16 protein-coding genes are annotated in these 21,383 nt (G+C 40.3%); 6 read left to right on the top strand and 10 right to left on the bottom strand.

Annotated features, from left to right (window positions below):
- Positions 1–138 precede the first annotated feature (138 nt).
- Positions 139–2,922 carry a lantibiotic dehydratase gene (locus CLV32_RS04840; protein ID WP_133552934.1) on the top strand — a complete coding sequence of 928 codons (2,784 nt, stop codon included), beginning with the start codon at positions 139–141 and terminating at the stop codon, positions 2,920–2,922.
- Here the strand turns inward: CLV32_RS04840 and CLV32_RS04845 are convergent.
- The 3 genes from CLV32_RS04845 to CLV32_RS04855 all read right to left on the bottom strand — a co-directional run bounded on the left by CLV32_RS04845 (position 2,919) and on the right by CLV32_RS04855 (position 6,232).
- Positions 2,919–4,022: a sensor histidine kinase gene (locus CLV32_RS04845; RefSeq protein WP_133552936.1), complete on the bottom strand. Its 1,104-nt coding sequence runs from the start codon at positions 4,020–4,022 to the stop codon at positions 2,919–2,921. The two genes, CLV32_RS04840 and CLV32_RS04845, sit on opposite strands and share 4 nt — an antisense overlap.
- 296 nt (positions 4,023–4,318) lie before the next feature.
- On the bottom strand, positions 4,319–5,077 hold the full coding sequence (locus CLV32_RS04850; RefSeq protein WP_133552938.1) for a LytR/AlgR family response regulator transcription factor: 759 nt from the start codon (positions 5,075–5,077) through the stop codon (positions 4,319–4,321).
- 315 nt (positions 5,078–5,392) lie between these two features.
- A complete protein-coding gene (locus CLV32_RS04855; RefSeq protein WP_133552940.1) occupies positions 5,393–6,232 on the bottom strand; it encodes a methylated-DNA--[protein]-cysteine S-methyltransferase in 840 nt (279 codons plus the stop codon).
- 276 nt (positions 6,233–6,508) lie between these two features.
- On the opposite strand from CLV32_RS04855, the gene CLV32_RS04860 reads away from it, so the two are divergent.
- Positions 6,509–6,796 (top strand): hypothetical protein, encoded by a 288-nt coding sequence (locus CLV32_RS04860; RefSeq protein ID WP_133552942.1) that lies wholly within the window; start codon positions 6,509–6,511, stop codon positions 6,794–6,796.
- A gap of 159 nt (positions 6,797–6,955) precedes the next feature.
- Positions 6,956–7,306, top strand: a complete 351-nt coding sequence (locus CLV32_RS04865; protein WP_133552944.1) for a hypothetical protein — start codon at positions 6,956–6,958, stop codon at positions 7,304–7,306.
- Between the two features lie 21 nt (positions 7,307–7,327).
- Here the strand turns inward: CLV32_RS04865 and ligD are convergent, their stop codons facing one another.
- The 7 genes from ligD to CLV32_RS04900 all read right to left on the bottom strand — a co-directional run bounded on the left by ligD (position 7,328) and on the right by CLV32_RS04900 (position 17,271).
- The gene (gene ligD, locus CLV32_RS04870) at positions 7,328–10,030 is read right to left on the bottom strand and encodes a DNA ligase D (RefSeq protein ID WP_133552946.1); all 2,703 of its coding nucleotides are present in this window, start codon (positions 10,028–10,030) and stop codon (positions 7,328–7,330) included.
- A gap of 45 nt (positions 10,031–10,075) precedes the next feature.
- Complete coding sequence (locus CLV32_RS04875) at positions 10,076–10,507, bottom strand: hypothetical protein (RefSeq protein ID WP_133552948.1); 432 nt, start codon at positions 10,505–10,507, stop codon at positions 10,076–10,078.
- Between the two features lie 53 nt (positions 10,508–10,560).
- Entirely contained in the window at positions 10,561–11,805 is a 1,245-nt protein-coding gene (gene fabF / locus CLV32_RS04880) for a beta-ketoacyl-ACP synthase II (RefSeq protein WP_133552950.1), read from the bottom strand.
- A 60-nt stretch (positions 11,806–11,865) separates the two neighbouring features.
- Positions 11,866–13,746, bottom strand: a complete 1,881-nt coding sequence (locus CLV32_RS04885) for a M61 family metallopeptidase (RefSeq protein WP_133552952.1) — start codon at positions 13,744–13,746, stop codon at positions 11,866–11,868.
- Positions 13,747–13,852: 106 nt separating this feature from the next.
- On the bottom strand, positions 13,853–14,299 hold the full coding sequence (locus tag CLV32_RS04890; RefSeq protein WP_133552954.1) for a GNAT family N-acetyltransferase: 447 nt from the start codon (positions 14,297–14,299) through the stop codon (positions 13,853–13,855).
- A 2-nt stretch (positions 14,300–14,301) separates the two neighbouring features.
- The gene (locus CLV32_RS04895; protein WP_243732237.1) at positions 14,302–15,708 is read right to left on the bottom strand and encodes a sugar MFS transporter; all 1,407 of its coding nucleotides are present in this window, start codon (positions 15,706–15,708) and stop codon (positions 14,302–14,304) included.
- Between the two features lie 192 nt (positions 15,709–15,900).
- Positions 15,901–17,271 (bottom strand): dipeptidase, encoded by a 1,371-nt coding sequence (locus CLV32_RS04900; RefSeq protein WP_133552956.1) that lies wholly within the window; start codon positions 17,269–17,271, stop codon positions 15,901–15,903.
- Between the two features lie 85 nt (positions 17,272–17,356).
- On the opposite strand from CLV32_RS04900, the gene CLV32_RS04905 reads away from it, so the two are divergent.
- The 3 genes from CLV32_RS04905 to CLV32_RS04915 all read left to right on the top strand — a co-directional run bounded on the left by CLV32_RS04905 (position 17,357) and on the right by CLV32_RS04915 (position 21,373).
- Positions 17,357–18,313 (top strand): GDSL-type esterase/lipase family protein, encoded by a 957-nt coding sequence (locus tag CLV32_RS04905; protein ID WP_133552958.1) that lies wholly within the window; start codon positions 17,357–17,359, stop codon positions 18,311–18,313.
- A gap of 67 nt (positions 18,314–18,380) precedes the next feature.
- On the top strand, positions 18,381–20,687 hold the full coding sequence (locus CLV32_RS04910; RefSeq protein ID WP_133552960.1) for an ATP-dependent helicase: 2,307 nt from the start codon (positions 18,381–18,383) through the stop codon (positions 20,685–20,687).
- Between the two features lie 11 nt (positions 20,688–20,698).
- On the top strand, positions 20,699–21,373 hold the full coding sequence (locus CLV32_RS04915; protein WP_133552962.1) for a DUF4290 domain-containing protein: 675 nt from the start codon (positions 20,699–20,701) through the stop codon (positions 21,371–21,373).
- Positions 21,374–21,383 lie beyond the last annotated feature (10 nt).

Consider the following 21,383-nt stretch of genomic DNA (forward strand, 5'->3'; position numbering starts at 1 on the left):
TTACCCACTGATGTTACAACAGATTGCACAGAAACTAATAAAATCCTAATTTCACGTAACTATATCAGGATTTTCCGTAACTGTTTTCTCATAACATAGACTGAGCGCTACTTTCGTTAGCTCCATTAGCCATGTTTTATGAAAATCAGCATCTCGCCCTTCGTACTATTACGCATTCCGCAATTCTCACAAAATGCTGACATCGAACAATCGTGGGTATCATTAAAGGATGCTATAACAGAGTCCTCGCCTGCGTTTCATCAGGTTATAGCTAACATAGACTCAATTGATTTAGCAAATGCAACACCTAAAACACAATTTACTTTGTGGAAATATTTCAATAGAGCAAAATATAGAGGGGTGCCATACGGGAAGTTCGCTGGTTTTGGACTTGCTGAACTCGAACACCGTGCAGATCTCAAAAGACAATTGCATATTGCTGAGCATCAACTTGTACATAGCTTCCCAGACTGGTCGTACATTAAAGAAATAGATAAATCTGAAAACGTAATTTTCAAAAAAGATCGGCTGATTGTTGCAAATTCCAGTATCTATTTAGTAGGCAATCGCTTACGATTCTTATATGCTTATGAAAATAGCTTTGAACTCGCTGAAGTGGAAAATGAGGAAAAGATTGCTTCCATACTTGCGTGTTGCAATTTACCTACTCGCTATAGTGATCTGCAAATTCTTTTTTTATCTACAATCGACCAGGAAGATTTAACAATACTAATCAAAGACATGCTCGATACGGGATTGCTGTTTACGGACTTGGATCCTGATATTATTGGTGGAGACTCTCACAGCAGTTTTGATCAAAGGCACCCTGAAAATGGCAAGACTTACAACCTTACAGAGCGGACCGTTCTGGACGGCAATATTGACCAATCTTTATTCCGATCTCTTCCGGCTTACATTGACTTTCTATTGCGTGTCATGCCGAAACGCGAAGCCGCGCCTTTAAACGATTTCAAAAAAGCATTCAGACATAAATACGAACAGCAGGAAGTCGATTTGCTAGTGGCACTTGATCCCGAAATAGGTTTAGGCTATAACCAATTAGAAAGTAGCAGCGAGAACGATGATTTAATAACGGCGCTTTCTGCGCGCGCAGAACGACCGCGGAATCAAGAAAAGTCTGCCTACGATGATAAACTGAGGAATTTTTTACTAAATGCCATTTATGATACAAAAGGTGATAAAAATGTGGTCATTGATATCCGTAATTTTTTGGCTGGGCCTTCTAACCTAAGACCACCTAATAATTTCAGTGCACTTCTCCATCTTTCAGATAACCTTGTTATTCCCGACTCTATAGGTGGATGTACCGCAAATGCACTTTCTGGCCGCTTCACATTGGGAAGTGAAAAACTCTTGGCGCATTGCAAAGCAACAGCCACAATGGAATCAGAAAGCAATCCTGATGTTATCTTTTTCGATATTGGCTATACTGCCGAATACAACGTGGATAACATTAATCGGAGGAGAGAAATCTATCAGCATGAGCTTATGATGCTCAACTTTGCCACAAGCAAGGAACTTATTCCGATGAATGACCTTGCTGTCGTGCTAAGAGAAGATGAACTCATCTTGTTTTCAAAAAAACGTCAGAAGCGACTAGTTCCACGACTATCTTCTGCCTATAATTATAGGAGATCGGACCTTTCAATATTTAGATTTCTATGTGACCTTCAGCATCAAAATATCCAATCTGATTTAACCTTTAATGTACACGATGTTCTGCCAGGGCTTTATTTCTATCCCAGGATACAGTTTAACGAGATTGTCGTATCTGCGGCTCAATGGCTTATTTTCGTTAATAAATCTATAGATGAGCAATTAGAAAGCAACGAAATATCTCGTTATTTTACGGCTGGTACTGGTGATCAAACGCTACGATTTGACCGAGAAAATACAACGGACATGGCTGCATTCAATCAATTTGCCATACAAAAGACAGATTTTTATATTCGAGAGGCTTTCTCTGTTGACGAACGTACTGTGGTTGATACAAATAAAGCGTCCTATCACGCACAGATGCAACTCACGCTTTGCCATACTGAACAATTATACAAACCCTACCATTCAGCTCATCACCAAACTCTACAATCGCAGCACAAAAAGATCATTCCTCAGGGAAATAATTGGGTATATTTTGAAATTTATTGCCACTCGTCAAGAATAGATCTTCTTTTGACAAATCAAATTCCTGCTTTTCTTGAAGCTTATCAGGACGCCTTTGAATGTTATTTTTTTATACGCTATAATTACCCCGCTGAACATCTTCGATTTAGGATCCAAATGAAAGATACCAAATACGGATACTTTTACATTTCAGAACTGATAGACCTACTGCAGGAAGATATCGAAAATGGCTTAATAACCGATATCCAAATAAAACCATATATACGGGAACTGGAAAGATATGGCAGCGATCTTATGACAGGAGTAGAACATTTTTTCGAATTATCCAGTAGATATGTGCTCGCTGTTCTTGCCGCCAGTTTTGATACAGATCATAAATATCTTTTGTGTGCGCGTCTTGGTGCTCTCATGCTCAATATGCTAAATCTCAATCCCGACGAGCAAAAAAATGTTTTAAAAGAGACAGAAAATGCATTTATCCGTGAGCACCAGCTACAAACAACAGATATGAAGTTAATTAATAAAGCCTATGCTACAATTGTACGATTGAACGCTACAATACTACCGAAAGATCCAAGTACCGCCGCAATGGAAAAATGTTTTAACAGACTATTAAAGTCATGTGACAAACAGCGGGGAATCCGGCTTTTTAACAGTTTATTTCATATGCATGTAAACAGGATTTTTAGTTCTCAGCAAAGAATCCATGAACTGATTATATATAGCTTTATGGTTAAAGATTTCATGCAACAGGTAATAAAAGGAAATAGACTTTAACCAATCGTCAGAACTGTCTTAAAAATCTGTGAATCGGTAGTGATCACATTGAAGTGTGAACGCTCACCGTATGCCATATCCAGCCTCATCCGTAGATTCTGTAAACCGATATTGTGACTTATAGTTGCTCGGTTGTGCCGATAATTTTCAGTTACAATCTGGAGTATACCATTGTCCCTGCTGATTTGTATTTTACCCGGGCGCTCAGGTTGTTCCAGATCGCCATGTTTAAAAATGTTCTCTACAAGCGTGATAACTATCAGGGGAATAATCTTGACCTCGGTAAGCTCAGCAACTGAGTATTCAAGATCAATAAAAAAGGGACTACCTAACCGGAGTCGATGCAAATGGATTAAGTTATTAACCTGCTCAAGTTCCAGCAATATGTCAGACTCCGTCTGATTATTACCGCTATCGATCGAAAAACGCATGATCTCTGAGAGTGACAAAATAGCTTCGGCTGCTTCCGGAGCGCCTTTCCTACTACTTGTGAAAATGAAATTTAAAGTATTAAACAGAAAATGTGGGTTAATCTGAGCCTTAAGTAAGGCATTTTGAGATTTCACCAGTTCATTCTGGATGTGCTGCTTCTGAATTTCCGCAACTAATTTTTCCTTTTCTTTCTCTTCGACTCTTTCTCGCTCCTCCAAAAATGTAACCAAGTAATAGTAACCTGTGCTGAAGCCAATAAAAAGCAAAAACCGATATAGGCTCCTTATAACAGTTGCATATATGTACGGCAGATCAAAAGCCTTAGGCTCATCCTTAGAAGCTCTTAACAAAGCATCCAGAAAAAGTGTCACCCCATAATACAAACAAAAGGTAAATAATAGGCCAAGAGGCAATAAGACGGAAATGTAATGTTTATTTTTCAAGGCAAATGGCAGAATCTTGTGTGCGAACGAATAGAATAACGTAATATTTAGCGTATAAAAAGCCAAATAGTAAGGAGCAGCGTTAAACCGCTCATTAATCAATCCAACCATGATAATTTCATAGCTAATAAAAAGAGACCAGCAAATCAAATGAATTCTATAGGGGGCGATCACACCAAGTATCTCTTTTTTTTCGCGTATGACCTGATCTGTTTCGTGTAACATTTTTTCGATTTCTTTAGATAATATATACTTATGCGTAAATTAAGAATTGGTTGACGTAAGAGTTTTTTATGCCCCATTTGTTTGCTGCTATTTTGATAAAAAAAACAGTATGAAAACAAAAAAAAACACCGGCAGACTTCAAAAAAAAACCTTGTTCAATTTCAGATCTAGAAAGCAAGTTGAAAAACAAATTTCTACCGATCCAACGTTGCCAACAGGAACCAGCACGTGCTCTACATCAGCGCAAATTTAACAAACAAACTATTATCCGGTCGATATTTGACCGGATAATATGTTTAACGTCCTATTTTCCGCGTTGATCTAAAAGTATTTTGTGATAAATATTCTATAAAAGCAGACTTATATACCACTCCTATTGGGATAACAAGTCCGTTAGTGCAGTGAATCATATGTCCGTCTACATGTTTAATGTAGTATTTTGCTACGATATAAGATTTTTGTACTCTAAAAAATGCATCATCACCCTTTAACTTCTCTTCCAATTCCTTCATTGTGAAATAGGCCGTGATCGGACCTGATATTGTATGTATTTTGACATAATTATCCATCCCTTCAATGGCAATAATCTCACTGGGGTTAATACGTATTAATTTGTTTTTTTGATCAGTATTGATAAAAAAATCATCTGTTTTAGACTCTGAAATAGGTACCAATTCCTGTTTCAAAGCCCTGTTTTTCAATAACTCATTCACTACCAGAGCGAATTTACTCATAGAGATTGGCTTTAGCATAAATTGGTCTGCATTAACTTCAAATGCATTGATTGCAAATTTGGAATGACCCGTAGTGAAAACCAGGTATTTTGTTTTATTCCGTAAAGCTTCAGCAAGTTCTAATCCCGTTATCCTGGGCATATCAATATCCAGAAAAACAAAGTCGATCTCGTCTTCCGCGGATATCTCCGCAAGGGCATCTAACGGATTTGTGTAGGCCTTAAATACCTCCATGTTAGGCATACTTTCTATATATTCTTCAAGCAGTTCCACCGCATGCATCTCGTCGTCAATTACTATGCACTTCCAAATTTTCTCCATATACTGTTTGATACATTTCCTGTACTCTTATCAAACTTAAAAAATTCAACGCGCTTTATCCTTTATATTATGTGCTAATTATTAGCATGAGCTCCAAAATATTGATTTCGTGTAACAAAATATTGGTTTCACGTAACAAATCATAGGTTTCACGTAACAAAGTTTTGAACCATATCTAACACGGGTACTTTTGTTATCATCACATAAGTTAAACCGGTGTGATGAAGTAACAACTATTAACTATTTCTGAAAATATCCGATGCGCTCTAAAATTGGTGTCTGTTTGAAAATTGGGGATTCATATCCTCAATTTTTTTAGATTTTCGAAGCCTCCCAACCTATCATTGCCGACTTACGCTTACTCCCCCAATGATATTGTCCAATTTCACCTGTTGATCTGATTACCCTGTGGCAAGGGATCAATACAGCTACTGGATTGCCGGCAACCGCCGAACCGATAGCACGACAAGCTTTTGGGCTGCCTACCTCCGTAGCGAGCTTGGCGTACGTTGTTAGCCTTCCCATTGGCACCGAAAGTAAAGTTTGCCATACATTAAGCTGAAAAGAAGTTCCTTTAAGATGCAAACGAAGTTCCTTTATTTTAGACCAATCCCGCATAAAAATACTACCAGCAGCTTTTTGGAATTCATCTTCGCCAAATTTGTAACCTGCGGCAGGAAACTGACGCTTAAGTTCTACCAACGCAGCCTCTTCTCCATCGTCGGCAAAAGCCATATAACAAATTCCTTTGCCTGTAGATGCCACCATGAGTTTACCAAAAGGGCTTGGTATAAAATTAAAACTGATTTCAAGCGCAACCCCTCCTTTTTGATACTCCCCCGGTGTCATTCCCTCTATTTTAATAAAAAGATCGTGTAATCTTCCGGTACCGGAAAGACCTGTCTCATGGGCGGTCTGAAAGAGTGTTGACTGTTGCTCGCGCAACATCAGTTTAGCGTGATTAACACTTAAATATTGTAAGAACTGTTTTGGCGTCACTCCAGCCCATTCCTTGAACATCCTTTGGAAGTGAAAAGGGCTCATATTCATATGTGCAGCAACAGTTTCAAGATCAGGCTGGGATTTGAAATTTAATTTTAGAAAATCTATTGCCTCGGCAATCCTGTAATAATTTAGTTCTTCCTGTGTTTCCATATTCAGCAGCTAGTAAAGCAAACTTACGCTATCAATAGATTTTTTTAAACCCGAATCTTGCTCAATATTAAAAACTGTTTCCGAAAATTAATTCAATCAGGTTTCCCTACGCAGACAGAAATGACCAAATCAACAAGAATCTGATATTACTTATTGAAAATGAATGAATTGAACGATGTGTTTTTTTAGTCTTCTAAAATATTTACCCCAAATTACTATGTATTTCAATTTGACGTTCATACCATCAGGAACTACTTAATAGTATAACTAAAAAATATGAAAGAGGAAAGTATAAACGTAAACAACAGAATTAGCCCACTCTCCAAGCGAATTATCCAGCTTCAGGAAAATGGTTTCGTTTATGATTTTCAACATGCGGGCAAGAAAATAATTTGTGTCCAAACAAATTCTGAACTAGAACTCTGTGCGGTCAAAATCATCAGCCTAGAGTGCTTTATGGCACCAGGAGAAGAACGCCGTTACCTTTATTCCTTAGAAACTGAAAATGGCTTGCGGGGGTTACTACTAAATGAATCCAGATGCCTGGATCATACTTATCAATAACAAATCAAAATTATAACCGTTAATATTAAATGCTTGCGTGGAGAATTCGCGCACTAACAACTAACAACATAAAGTTGTCTATCAACACCTTAACAAAAATATGGCATAGCTATTGAGCTAATATGTCAACCAACCTAAAACCTATAAAACAGATAACCAATGGCAAATCTCTTTCACCTGAGTCCTGAACCAAATACATATCAAGGATCAAAAAGACCAGTTCCTTTACACCAACACGACAGTAGTTACGCACACCGTATGAGCGAAATAATCATTGCGCTACATCAGAAAGGATATGTCCTGGATTTCACACAGGATGAGCAACAACAATACTTCTGCGTGCAGCATGATCAGAAACTTCCTTGTCAACATATCACCATAGAGGAAGAATATCACCAACTTAATAATGCTGGAATGCCAGTACATGTTTACGGTATATGCTGTATGGACAATGGCCTTCGGGGAATCCTAATTGAAAGCCATACCTTGAGCAACAACATGGCGAGTTAATACAGAGGTAAGGTTGACTAATTAACCAAAGATTCTTTTCGCAGCAGCAATCGTTTTTTCGAGATCAATTCCTTTACCTAATACTCCTTTGAACAAATCGCCTTCTGATTTAACTCTCTCTACAGCATTAAAAATATGGAAATCAGTCATTTTCAAACCGGGTTTTACTTCATCCCAATGCAGGGGCATGGAAACTGTAGCTCCCGGTTTAGGTCTGAGCGAATAAGGGCCAGCAATTGTAGCACCAGGCCTGTTTTGCAAAAAGTCAAGATACATTTTTCCTTTTCTGTTCGCAATCATACGCTCAAGGCTTGTAAATTCTGGAATTTGTTTGTGCACAATATCAACCAAAATACGTGCAAACATCTGTGATTGATCATACGTATATTTTCCGGCCAGGGGAATGTAAATATGCATTCCTGTTGAGCCTGATGTTTTACAATAGGCGGGCACATCTAATTCATCCAACACTTTTTTTACTTCATTCGCAGCTTCAATAACCTGGTCAAAAGTATTTTTATCAGGATCCAGATCGATAACGCAGTAATCGGGATTATCTGGTGACTGGATTCTACTAAACCAGGGATTCATCTCTATACATCCGAGACTGGCCATCCAAAGCAGTGTTGCTTCATCATCACCTACCAGATAATTTTTAGCTTCCCCATCACTTGTCGTATAAGGAAAAGTTTTAGCCCAGTCAGGAGCTTTATCGGTAACATCTTTTTGGTAGAAGCTATGTCCGTGGATCCCTCCCGGAAATCTGTTTAAAGACATAGGCCTGTCTTTCAGGTAGGGAAGAATATAATCAGCTATCTGATAATAGAAATTAAACATATCTCTTTTAGAAATCTTGTCGTCCGGCCAGTATAACTTTTTTAAGTTCGTAAATTTCAAATCATGCCCGCAGATTTTTCTCACCTGAGTTTCATCCTTAGGATTAAGCAACGTTTTCCGTTCCTTATTTTTTGGCGGTTTAAGTGCATCAGCGTGTTTATCTTCTGCTTTTTCTTCGATTGCCCCTTCGAGAACCTCCTGAACAGGGGCAGCGGTTTCCCGAACAACATCTTTCGCTTTTTTATCAACACGCATTCCCTGGAATGAAGGATGCCTGAATACCCCATCGTCTGTTACCTCAGTAAAGGCAACTTCACATACCAATTCTGGTTTAAGCCAAATGGCCTTGGCCTTTGGCGGATCAGGTCTGAACCTGGATGGTTTGTTAACATCCGGTATTACTTCGAATGGACTCTTATTGGTGATTAACGGTTCAAACTGGTCCATCATATCCTTCTGCAACTGATCTGAGAAACCAGTACCGACCTTCCCTACATAATATAATGTATCCGCTTCATAAACCCCCAGCAAAAGAGAACTAAACTGCTTAGAGGTGCCTTCATTTCTTGTAAACCCCGCAATAACAACTTCCTGCCTTTTGTGTACCTTAATTTTCAGCCATTCCTTAGACCGCGATCCGGCAGCATAAGTGCTCTCTGATTTCTTTGCAATGATCCCCTCTAATCCCAATCGTTCTGCAGCTTTATAAAAATCAATACCACTCGCCTTAAATACCTGACCCAGTCTTACACGATCATCATTTACAGGCAGTACATCGGCCAGGATAGACTGTCGTTCAGCTAATGTAAGTTCCTGAAGATTCTTACCAGCATACCATAAGATATCGAAAACGTAAAAGACCAGTTCACCATCAGCCTCACTACGCCAGTTTTGCAACTGTCCGAAATTAGAAATACCTTTTTCATTCAATACCAGAATCTCACCATCCAATACCGCATCCAGTTTCCATGTTCGTAGCAGTTCATGAATAGGATAGAATTTATCATTGAAACTCTTGTTATTTCTGGACAGCAGGTTTACCTCGCCCTTATTCACAAACGCTAAAGCTCGATAACCATCCCATTTAACCTCATATTGCCAATCAGTATTATCAAAAGGCTCATCTACTAAAGTAGCTAACATCGGCTTAATACCTGTAGGCATCTTCGCTTTCGGAGCTTCTTTTAATAACTTGTTTAGCGCTTTGGGGGTTGTTACAATCGTTTGTTCCGCATTCTTAGGCGTTTTAGCCGTTACTGGTTTCTTAGAAACAATTTGTTCTTCGTGACCAGACTTCCACACCTTTTCGCTGGTTTTAGCCATGGCGTCTATGGTCTTACCTGACAAGACTGATTTATCAAGTTTAGTAATATCACTGGCAGAAGCAAAATCATCTTTGTGTTTAATCAAGAGCCATCCATTTTCACCCATTCCATGAGTTTTGACAAGTGCATACTCCCCCTTAAGCTTTTCTCCATGCAACTTGATTTTTAACGATCCTGAATTTAATTGTTCCAGCAAATGTCTCTCCATTGCTTTCTTGCCTTTCACAGGCTCAATTGGCTCATAAGTACCTTCATCCCATACAATCACAGTGCCTCCTCCGTACTCTCCTTTAGGTATAATCCCCTCGAAAGTACGGTAATCCAGAGGATGGTCTTCAACCATCATTGCAAGTCTTTTAGTTTTGGGATCTGTAGATGGCCCTTTAGGAACGGCCCAGCTTTTCATCACGCCTTCCATTTCCAAACGGAAATCATAATGTAAGCGCGAAGCATCGTGCTTCTGAATGACAAAGCGTAGTTTGTCTTTGTCTTTACTTTTTCCGGATTTTGGTTCAGCGGTCTTAGAGAAATCCCGCTTGGCTACATACTTTTCCAGGCTCATGGTTAACGATTTTAAGGTTAACAACCATGAGCCCGGTATAGTTTACTATTTACGCATCAATTCCTGCAGCGTACTAACACGGTATTGGTTTTTTGTTAGATCGCCAACAAGATCATTTTTTAAGTTGATCAGCAGCGCTTCGTTAGATATTTTTGCCTGTGTTTTGAAAGTAGCAATTACTTTCTCCCGATTATCGCGAATTAGATTCAGCACCCGCTTCGTATAGGCCAGCCTCGTATTATTTTTCAAGGTATTTCTAAGTTCATGCTCAGCCGACAAGTTCAGATTACCTGTTCCCAGAATGTAAATAATATCTGAAATCGACTTCGGTAAAGAATTTAAAACATAGGATTCATACGTCACGCGGTTGTTCCTTGTGTTCATGAAATAATCTTCCAGATCATCATAAGCCTTAAGTACAACTGTAACCTGCTCAATCTCTCCGATCAGCTCTTCGTAAAATTCTTCGTAATTCATAAATTTTTTTGGATTAGCCAAAGGTACTCTTAAATATTGACTATCCGATACGATTACGATTTACCGAACACTACGATGCCATTATGGCCCCCAAATCCAAATGTATTACTCATCGTGAGATCAACATTTGCAGAGATTGCTTTATTAAGTACAATATCAAGATTTTCAGGAATAGAAGGATCCAGATTAGTCGTATTGATCGTAGCTGGTATAATACTGTCGCGCATCGATAACAGACAGATAATTGCTTCAATAGCACCTGCAGCACCAAGCAAGTGGCCTGTCATTGATTTCGTCGCACTGATCTTCATCTTTGGGGTCTGCGTTCCCGTCAATGCCAATACCGCTTGAATCTCCGAAAGATCCCCAACAGGTGTAGAAGTAGCGTGAGTATTCAGGTAGTCAACATCCATAATTGTTTTTCCAGCCTCCTTTAAAGCAATATGCATTGCTTTCGAAGCACCAAGACCCTGTGGATGCGTGGCCGTCATGTGGTAGGCATCGGCCGTCATTGCAGCGCCAAGTAACTCTCCGTAAATGGTGGCCCCACGACTTACTGCGTGCTCATATTCTTCAAGAACCAGTGCGCCCGCACCCTCTCCCATCACAAATCCGTCACGTGTACTATCAAACGGCCTGGAAGCCCCAGTTGGATTATCGTTTTGTGCAGACATAGCCTTCATTGCACAGAATCCACCGATAGAAGCCGGAGTAATGCCCGCTTCGGAACCTCCGGTAATAATAATTTTAGCTTTGCCCAAGCGGATGTAATTAAACGCATCCATAATAGCAGTATTGGACGTTGCGCAGGCAGAAACCGTAGTATAGTTAATACCCATATATCCATTTTTAATAGAGATCATCCCGGAAGCCATATTAGCAATGAGTTTAGGCACGAAAAAAGGACTGAAACGTGGTCTTTTATCTCCCGTTGCATATTCAGTTACCTGCTCTTCAAACGTCTCCATTCCACCTTGTCCTGATCCCCAAATCACTCCAACATCGAAAGGATCCATTCGATCAAATTGAAATCCGGAATCAGCAATAGCTTCTGCCGCAGCAATTAAGGCATATTGTGTAAAACGGTCTGTACGTTTCAGCTCATTACGATCCAGAAACAAGGTCGGATCATAATTTTTAAGTTCGCAGGCAAACTGAGTTCTAAAAAGCGAAGCATCAAAGCGCGTGATAGTGGCTGCTCCACTAACACCTGCAACAGTATTTTTCCAAAAAGTTGGAACATCATTTCCTATTGGGGTCAAGGCACCAAGGCCTGTAACGGCAACACGTTTTAACATAATATTGATTTTAGTCAGACAAAGTTAATCAATATTATACCGTTTGGTATAATATTGAGTTTATTTTATTTTGCTCGAAAGCCAGTCATTACGAAGTGATAGCTGTGCAGCACTAGGCGTTTTTCCTGCTTTTTCGTAGGTAACAAGGGTTAGCCCTGGGTCCTCTTCAAGTACAATCACGGTCTCATGCTTGCCAGTTCTGTTTGCATACTGAATTTTAACTTCATCACCTGGCTGATGTGCAGCAATGACCTCATTAAATGTCGTCATATCTTTAACATTTTTCCCATCAGCAACCGTAATCATGTCGCCAGCATCCAGCCCAGCTTTATAAACCGGTGTCCCCATTAAAGTACTTGACGAGATCATCAGCCCCTCTGCAGCTGTGGATCTTGATACGCCCTCGCTCGATCTGGATGATAAAGCGCCCAGTCTTCCGGCCCAGGCTTTGCCAGCACGCTCTCGCTTCAACACAAGCCCGGCTTTATCCAATAACCCAGCATAATCTGCCTTTTGTAGGCCATATACATACTTAGTGAAAAAGCCAGCAGCAAACTCAGGCTTGCCCGTAAATTTCGCCAATACGTTTTGCAGGTCTGGTATCGTATACGCCCTTTCAGTTTTACCGTGCGCGAGCCATACCTGCCTCATATAATTGTCAAGCGTCAGGTTAAATTCTGAACGTAACTGTAAGTCCAATGCAAGTGCTACGGCACCACCATAGGAGTAATAACTATTAAAGATATTTGCTTTATTAGTCGCATCAACAGCTACATTGGCATCAGCAAACACTGCATAACGACTACTCTCCACGGCAGAAAAATTTGCTGCTCCAGGAGTATTAAGTACAGAATTGATTAGACCTGTTGCACTGCTCAGCATATCGTCTACGGAATTAAGTCCGGCTCTAGTCAGGGTCAGCGCACCATAATATTGTGTAAAACCTTCTGCGAACCAAAGCTCATTGCTCATATTCGCATGGGCAAAATTAAATGGTTCCAATGTTTTTGGCCTGATCCGCTCCACATTCCAACTGTGGAAAAACTCATGAGAGAATGTACCAAGCAGCCTGCGCTCATTACCCTCAATTGCTTTCGCAGGCTGAACGATAACCGTAGAGTTCCGGTGCTCCATGCCATCGCCGGCAGTACTTGGGTGTACATCATGCAGAAAAACATACTTGCCGTAGTCAAATGCAGGAAGCTCACCAAAGATAGCCTGCTCTTCAAGCACTACACGCTTTACCATATCGGCAAACTTATTTACTACAGCTTGATCGTCGTCAGAGTGCGTAGACAAGCTAATCTCCTGCTTTTTTCCATCAGGATTAACCACTTCCCAGCTCACATGCTTATCTAGTGTTAACTCGGCCGGACTGTCCATCAGGTATTGTAGGTTAGCGGCATAAAACACATCATTTCCCATAGGTTTAAGTTGCGTAATTACGCGCCAGCCTTGCTTTTTTAAATCGTTAAACTGAACAGTAATTGGTTTTTGATCCATCCCATAGGCCCACATTAATGTAGCAGGCATGTTCAGATGTGCATGACTTTGATCTATCGCCGCATAAGTACCGTCCACCCAGTTTCCAAAAAGGGTATATTTAATCTGTACTTCAGCCTCATGTTTCGGGATTTCCCAAACATCCCCTTCCAACTGATTTAACACAAGTGGTTTCCCCGCAGCATTAAATGCTTTAACATGATATATATTTTTACCAAATTCATGCGTAGCATAACGCCCTGGTGAGGAACGGCTCATGCGTACCCTTAACGGCGCAGCCGTCAGCTGTTTGAACTGAACACTGATCTCTGCCTCATGGTGGATCGCGTTAGGAAAGGAAACTGTATAAGCGATAGGACTCTGAGCAATTGCCGAGGCATACGTACCCATAGTAAGCGCAGTCAGCGCAGTGAAAGCGGGAAGTAGAAATTTTTTCATACAAATAACTTGTCCTCGAATGTAGGCATTATAGCAGTAAATCGTGTATTGTCATTAATTTCTTACCAGAAATTGATCGTTAAAACTGGCCTTCGCCCTGCAAAAATCAAGCTCTGAGCATATGGATATGGTCAATCCCGTCTTCGTCGTAAATCTCCCCCTGTTCAACAAAACCCAATTGAGCATAAAATGCTTTAGCGTAAAGCTGTGCGCCAATCTCAATCGGACAGCAACCGTAAATTTCTGTTAATGCATCGATACTGTATTGAACAAGAATTTTTCCAAGGCCTGTTCCTCTTGTGGATCGACTTGTAATAATTCTACCCAGTGAAGCAGAAGGATAAGACACCCCTGCCGGAACAATTCTGGTATACGCTATAAGCTGCTGTTCTCTATAAAACAGGACGTGATGACAAAATTCGTCTTTTCCATCCGCATCAAGGAATACGCAGTTCTGTTCCACTACGAAGACCTCACTGCGTAACTGTAACGCGTCGTAGAGTTCTTTTACCGAAAGGGCATCGAAAGGCTTACATCTCTTTTCTATGATCATTCTTAATGATTTACATTGACTTTCTGGTCAGTCACCTGAACTTTACGCATACAATACACACCAAAGATTAAGATATATAAGTAACATACTGCCGGCAGGAAAAAGGAGTGTTGAATCCCATAAGCATCAGCAATCATACCCTGAACTAACGGTAGTAAGGCGCCACCCAAAATAGCCATAATCAGCAAAGATGAACCCTGACTCACATATTTACCCAGTCCCGAAATAGCAAGGGTATAGATATTGGAAAACATAATAGAATTAAAAAGGCCGATACCGAGGATGGGGAATAAAGCCATCTCGCCTTTACTTACTACAGCGAGCAACAATAGCGCAATATTTACACCTGCAAACAATACCAGTGTTCTTGCTGGCGCGGATTTACCCACTACAAAAGCCACAATATTCAGCACAATGAATATAATAAAGAAACTGGTTTGTTCAAATGTCACATCGACGATGCTGAATACCAGCAGATATACTAACGCCGCAGTAACTACCATATATATTACTTTCTTTGCTTGTGCAAGGCTGCTTAATGAGATCGCGCCCAGGAACCGCCCAATCATAGCCCCACCCCAGTACAATGCAAGGTAGTTTTTACTAATTGCTTCAGGAATATTCATAATGTCCTCCTTAGCCATAAAACTGATCAAAAGGCTACCGATACCCACCTCAGCGCCAACATAACAGAAGATACCTAAAACGCCCATTCTTAACTGTGGAAATTTTAGTGCACCCAGCCCCTTTTCGCTGGATTCTTCAGAGCTGAAAGAGGGCAATTTTACACGACTTATAATTAGTGCAAGCACAACCAAGATACCAGCAAAAATTAGATAAGGAATCCGGGTAGAGTCGGCTGTTACTTTCCCATCCTGCAAAAATAAAGTAAAGATTAGGTGCCCGCCCAATACAGGCGCTATTGTAGTACCAAAAGAATTAAACGCTTGTGTAAGATTCAAACGGCTGGAAGCACTTTCCTCAGGGCCTAAAAGCGTCACATATGCATTCGCAGTTATCTGAAGAATCGTAAAACCAAGTCCAAGTACGAAAAGTGCCGCAAGGAATACGCCGTAGATGGCAAGGCTTGCCGCAGGATAGAATAAACAACAACCCAAAGCAGATAATAGTACTCCAGCAATAATTCCCTTTTTATAACCGATCTTATTGATAGGATCTCCTTTATAATAAGATATCAAAAAATAAATAAGTGAGCCCACAAAGTACGCGCCGAAGAAAGCAAACTGAACGAGCATCGACTGTGCAAAATTAAGCTGAAAAAATGCACGTAAATGTGGAATCAGAATATCGTTCATACAGGTTATAAAGCCCCACATGAAAAACAGAAATGTCATGGTGACCAATGGGATGAGCGAATTGCCTTTTTTTACTGTTGTAGTAGTATCCATCTTATTATTTGATAAATGAACCCCTGCTATAGTAGGTTCAAAACACAAATAAAGGATTTATTCTACCAATAATCCCAGATCAGGCGATTAATTTTCAAAGTGTATTAACTACAAAAGCCAGGTAAAGACCCGGCTTCTATAGCTAATGCTTTGTTTTGAAGCATACTAACCAAATTGCAAACAAACAAATGCTTATTGATTTAATTTAGCAAAATAACGATGAAACAATGGAAGGGTTTCTATTCCTTTGTAGTAATTATATATATCATATTTTTCATTTGGTGAGTGTAGCGCATCGCTATCCAGGCCAAAACCGAATAAAACGGATTTGATACCCAACACATCTTCAAACAATGCTACAATAGGAATACTGCCGCCACCTCTGGTAGGGATCGGCTTTTTACCAAATGAATCTTCTATAGCCTGTTCTGCTGCTTTGTAAGCGATGCTGTCAGTTGGAGTAACAACAGGCTCACCACCATGGTGTGCCGTTACTTTAACCTTGACATATGCAGGTGCTATTTTTACAAAGTGTTTAGTGAATATTTCCGAAATCTCATCCGAGCTTTGATTTGGCACCAACCGCATAGAAATCTTTGCATTTGCTTTGGATGGTAATACAGTTTTTGCACCCTCTCCAATGTAGCCACTCCAGATACCGTTCACTTCCAGAGTCGGTCTTGTACCTGTGCGTTCCAGGGTAGAGTATCCTTTTTCTCCCCACTCCGCATCGATATCAAGATCTTTTTTATAGTCTTCCAGATCAAAAGGAGCAGAATTTAAGGCTTTTTTTTCGCCATCCGATAGTTCAACAACATTATTATAGAACTCTGGAATGGTGATATGATTGTTTTCGTCGTGAAGGGAGGCGATCATTTTACACAAGATAGTTGCTGGATTAGCTACTGCCCCACCGTAAACCCCTGAATGTAGATCCCTGTTAGGTCCGGTTACTTCAACTTCCATATAAGCCAATCCACGTAAGCCGGTCTCAATAGAAGGATTCTCCATGCTGATCATTGATGTGTCAGAAATCAGAACTACATCAGCTTTCAGGCGTTCAGCATTTTCCTTAACAAAAATACCAAGGTTAGCAGAGCCCACCTCTTCCTCACCTTCAATCATAAACTTAACATTACAACTCAACGTGTTGGTCTTCATCATCAGTTCAAATGCTTTTACATGCATATAAAACTGTCCTTTGTCATCACAAGCACCTCGTGCATAGATTTTTCCGTCGCGTACAGTTGGCTCAAATGGTGGGGTATGCCATAATTCCAAAGGATCGGCAGGTTGAACATCATAGTGCCCATAAATCAGCACGGTAGGTAATGCAGCGTCAACAATTTTCTCTCCGTACACAATTGGGTAACCAGCTGTAGGACATACTTCGACTTTATCTGCACCTGCTTCTACCAATTTTTTTGCAACAAAATCTGCAGTCTTCAGTACGTCGTCTTTAAATTTAGGATCTGCACTTACTGATGGGAAACGCAACAATTCAAAAAGCTCCTCTAAAAAACGCTCTTTGTGTTCTGCTACATATTTTTTGATCTCTTCCATGTTAAATGATTTTAAGCAAAGATATAATTTTTGGTATATTTGTTCCGAAAGCGTATCTCACAGGGGGAATAACTAGTTTATAATAATGGCATACCGTGCTCTTGCAATATGCATTGCGCTTTTTTTTATCAGTTTCACGAAATTATCTGCGCAGACAGTCAGTTGCCCGGAAACAGCACAATATTATGCGAAGGACAGTGTAAACATTGTGACCTTTGGTGCAAGTACTGTACAGGGTGTCAACGGATTAAACTTTCAGACTTACCTTACTGGATTCTTTGTCAAATGCTACACCAATAAAACCATTAATATTTCCAACTATGGTATTGCTGGCCAAACCACGGCTCAGGGGCTAGCACGTCTGGACGATGCCATTATTGGAAAAACCGGATTCATTATTATCAATATGGGTATTAATGACGCCCTGGCTATCGTAGATAAAAAACTTACTATTACTGAAACCCAGGCAAATATGACGGAGATCGTAGAGCGATCGCTGGCGGCAGGGCTCGTGCCCATCATGTGTACTTTACAGAATGTAGACGACAGAACTGATGTACGGAACAGGAATGCAAATGTTCAGATCAGGTTACTGAATGCCTTTTACCGGACTTTAGTAACAAAATATAAACTGACACTTGCCGATATAAATGGTGTTATCCGTCGGGATTTCAGTCTGTATCAGGATCCATTTCATCCAAATGCCAGAGGATACAGCTTAATGGCTTATGTGCTTTTTGATACTGTAAATAAAATTATTGCTGACCGTTTCCTGCAATTCACAGTTACACAGAATTACCCAAACCCTGCCGGTCAGACCACCAATATTGATATCATTTTACCAGAGGCTGATAAAGTGACCGTTAAAATTTACGACCTTCGTGGTAAGTTGGTTCAGACACCACTGGATGAATATCTGAATAATGGTAAACATATTGTTCCCATTAACCTCAGCCTACTTGCCGCTGGCATGTATATTTACCGGGTAACAACAGAATCCGGTTTATTTACAGCTACGAAAAAGCTTATTGTTGCACATTAGTTTTACACAAAGCAACCAAAATTCGCACTCATTTTATAACTTCGCATCTTAAAACTATTATTCTATTTTGGATTATTTAGCAGGATTAAACCCACAGCAACGTGCAGCTGTTGAAAATACCGAAGGCCCGGCAATGATTGTTGCGGGTGCCGGCTCGGGCAAAACAAGGGTAATCACATACAGGGTGGCACACTTGATTCAAAAAGGTGTTGATCCTTTTAATATACTGGTACTTACCTTTACCAACAAAGCTTCGAAAGATATGCGTGAGCGTATTTCAAAGGTTGTTGGCGCAGAGGCAAAAAGCATCTGGATGGGAACATTCCACTCTGTGTTTGCCAAGATATTACGCGTAGAAGCACAAAAGATTGGCTATCCACCAAATTTCACAATCTATGATACAGATGACAGCAAAAGCTTGCTCAGATCTATATTAAGAGAGATGCAGCTGGATGATAAACTATACAATGTAAATTTCGTGTACAACAGGATATCGGCAGCTAAAAACAACCTCATATCCCATACTGAGTACTTGGAAAATGCTGAGATTCAGGCCGAAGATAGCGGCAACAAAAGACCACTTACGGGCGTAATCTACGAAACTTATACCAAAAGGTGCTTCAAAGCCGGTGCGATGGATTTTGACGACTTATTGTTTAAAACGAATGTTTTACTTAAAACACATCCCGACGTACTTAATAAATACCAGCAAAAATTCAGATACCTGATGGTGGATGAGTATCAGGATACTAACTTTTCACAATATACTATTGTTAAAAAACTTGCCGCAGCATATCAGAATATTTGTGTTGTAGGTGATGATGCTCAGAGTATCTATGCATTTCGGGGGGCGAACATTCAAAATATCTTAAATTTCGAACGTGATTACCCTGAATTACAGGTGTACAAATTAGAGCAAAATTATCGATCTACACAGAATATTGTAGAAGTTGCCAATAGTATTATCGCCAACAATAAAAACCAGTTGGAAAAGAACGTTTTCTCTGAGAACGAATCTGGCGACCGCATTAAGGTTCAGCGTGCTTTTACGGATAACGAAGAAGGAAAACTCGTAGCCGAAGGTATTATGCAGGAAAGAACCTCAAAAGGCTATAACTATAAGGATTTCGCTATTTTGTATCGCACAAATGCACAGTCGCGTGCCATGGAGGAAGCCCTGAGAAAGCTTAATGTTCCTTATAAGATCTATGGCGGGCTCAGTTTTTATCAACGTAAGGAGATTAAAGACTTAATTGCCTACTTCCGCCTCACTTTTAATCCTGGCGATGAAGAAGCAATTAAACGCGTGATCAACTACCCACGCCGAGGTCTTGGTGACACGACAGTGGAGAAGATTATTGTTGCTGCCGATAAACACGACATCACCATGTGGCAAGTTATATGCAACCCTGCTCAATACATAGAGGGCCGCATCGCCAATCAGCTTAATGATTTCGCTATGCTGATTCAGAGCTTCGCAGCAGAGTCAAAAAAGCTGGATGCTTATGAAACAGCATTATATATAGCCCAGCATTCAGGGATTTTAAAAGAATTACATACCGACGACAGCATTGAAGGTCGTAGCCGCTATGAGAACATTCAGGAGCTCTTGAATGGTATTAAAGAATTTGCTGAACGTGAAGATATTGAAGACCGTAGTTTGGCGATTTTCATGCAGGATATCGCGCTGCTGACTAATGACGACAGACAGGATGATAAAGAAAAGGATACCGTCTCACTGATGACTATCCACTCTGCAAAGGGACTTGAATTCAAAAATGTCTTCGTTGTAGGACTTGAGGAAAATCTTTTCCCTTCCCAGATGTCACTAAATTCACGCACCGATCTGGAGGAGGAACGACGTTTATTCTATGTAGCGATCACCCGCGCGGAAAAAAAGCTTACGCTTACCTATGCAACTTCGAGATACCGTTGGGGAACACTAACCAGCTGTGAACCCAGCAGATTTATAGAAGAAATTAATGCCCGTTACCTGGAGCTTGAAGTGGTAAAACCAACAAAAAGTGTGCTCGATGGTCAGGGTTTTTCTGATGAACGACGTACCTGGACACAACAACGAGATAGCTTTAGTAAGCCTAAACCGGCGGCAGCAAGTACAGCAAATACCAGCACCCCGGCCCAACGCCCGAAAACATCAATTTTACCAAAAGCACATGTGCCAACCCCAGGTTTTACTGCCAGCAATCCTGCTGAATTTCAAAATGGTATGGATGTTGAGCACGAGAAGTTTGGATTTGGCAAGATAGTAAACCTGGAAGGTGCTCTTCCTGATATTAAAGCAACTGTATTTTTTCAGGGTCTGGGAAATAAGCAGTTATTATTAAAATTTGCTAAATTACGCATCGTTAAATAAGTTTATCTGATATGAATTTCGATTATAACACGACCAGAACTGAGTTGATACTCGCAGAATACGGCCGCAATGTGCAAAACATGGTGAAGTATATTTGCGAATTGCCAGAACTGGAAGAACGCAATAAATACGCCCAGGCAGTGATAGATCTGATGGGATTCTTAAATCCACACCTTCGGGATGTTGCCGATTTTAAACATAAATTATGGGATCACCTGCACATCATTTCAGGTTATAAAATAGACGTAGATTCCCCCTATCCCAAACCTACGCCTGAACAGGCAGCAGCAAAACCAAAGCATATAGGCTATCCGCAACAACGGATTACCTATAAACATTATGGAAAAACTGTGGAAGTACTGATCGAAAAAACTAAAGCAGTGGAAGATCCGGAACGTAAAACCGCTATGGTTCAAGGTATTGCCAACTTCATGAAAATGGCCTATGTGCAATGGAACAAGGATAATGTAGCTGACGAAACCATCTTAAAAAATCTGCGGGAACTCTCTGGAGGCGAACTTAAACTGGATGACAACTTTAACTTAAATAAAGTTGAGTTTAAACCCGTGATTAACCGTCCTACCAATAATAACAATCGTGGACGCAGCAACAGCAACAATAAAGGAAAACAAAATAATACGAACAACCGTTCTCAAAGGAACAATAATCCAAAATCAAGGTACTAAAGCTGCCTGA

It is taken from the genome of Pedobacter duraquae (assembly GCF_004362245.1).
Classification (GTDB): Bacteria; Bacteroidota; Bacteroidia; order Sphingobacteriales; family Sphingobacteriaceae; genus Pedobacter; species Pedobacter duraquae.

Excerpts from the sequence above, each read along its gene's own strand:
- CLV32_RS04885 (WP_133552952.1), bottom strand. The coding sequence starts at position 13,746 with ATGAAAAAATTTCTACTTCCCGCTTTCACTGCGCTGACTGCGCTTACT.
- CLV32_RS04900 (WP_133552956.1), bottom strand. The coding sequence starts at position 17,271 with ATGGAAGAGATCAAAAAATATGTAGCAGAACACAAAGAGCGTTTTTTA.
- CLV32_RS04905 (WP_133552958.1), top strand. The coding sequence starts at position 17,357 with ATGGCATACCGTGCTCTTGCAATATGCATTGCGCTTTTTTTTATCAGT.
- fabF (WP_133552950.1), bottom strand. The coding sequence starts at position 11,805 with ATGTTAAAACGTGTTGCCGTTACAGGCCTTGGTGCCTTGACCCCAATA.
- ligD (WP_133552946.1), bottom strand. The coding sequence starts at position 10,030 with ATGAGCCTGGAAAAGTATGTAGCCAAGCGGGATTTCTCTAAGACCGCT.
- CLV32_RS04890 (WP_133552954.1), bottom strand. The coding sequence starts at position 14,299 with ATGATCATAGAAAAGAGATGTAAGCCTTTCGATGCCCTTTCGGTAAAA.
- CLV32_RS04865 (WP_133552944.1), top strand. The coding sequence starts at position 6,956 with ATGGCAAATCTCTTTCACCTGAGTCCTGAACCAAATACATATCAAGGA.
- CLV32_RS04850 (WP_133552938.1), bottom strand. The coding sequence starts at position 5,077 with ATGGAGAAAATTTGGAAGTGCATAGTAATTGACGACGAGATGCATGCG.
- CLV32_RS04895 (WP_243732237.1), bottom strand. The coding sequence starts at position 15,708 with ATGGATACTACTACAACAGTAAAAAAAGGCAATTCGCTCATCCCATTG.
- CLV32_RS04860 (WP_133552942.1), top strand. The coding sequence starts at position 6,509 with ATGAAAGAGGAAAGTATAAACGTAAACAACAGAATTAGCCCACTCTCC.
- CLV32_RS04855 (WP_133552940.1), bottom strand. The coding sequence starts at position 6,232 with ATGGAAACACAGGAAGAACTAAATTATTACAGGATTGCCGAGGCAATA.
- CLV32_RS04915 (WP_133552962.1), top strand. The coding sequence starts at position 20,699 with ATGAATTTCGATTATAACACGACCAGAACTGAGTTGATACTCGCAGAA.
- CLV32_RS04840 (WP_133552934.1), top strand. The coding sequence starts at position 139 with ATGAAAATCAGCATCTCGCCCTTCGTACTATTACGCATTCCGCAATTC.
- CLV32_RS04845 (WP_133552936.1), bottom strand. The coding sequence starts at position 4,022 with ATGTTACACGAAACAGATCAGGTCATACGCGAAAAAAAAGAGATACTT.
- CLV32_RS04875 (WP_133552948.1), bottom strand. The coding sequence starts at position 10,507 with ATGAATTACGAAGAATTTTACGAAGAGCTGATCGGAGAGATTGAGCAG.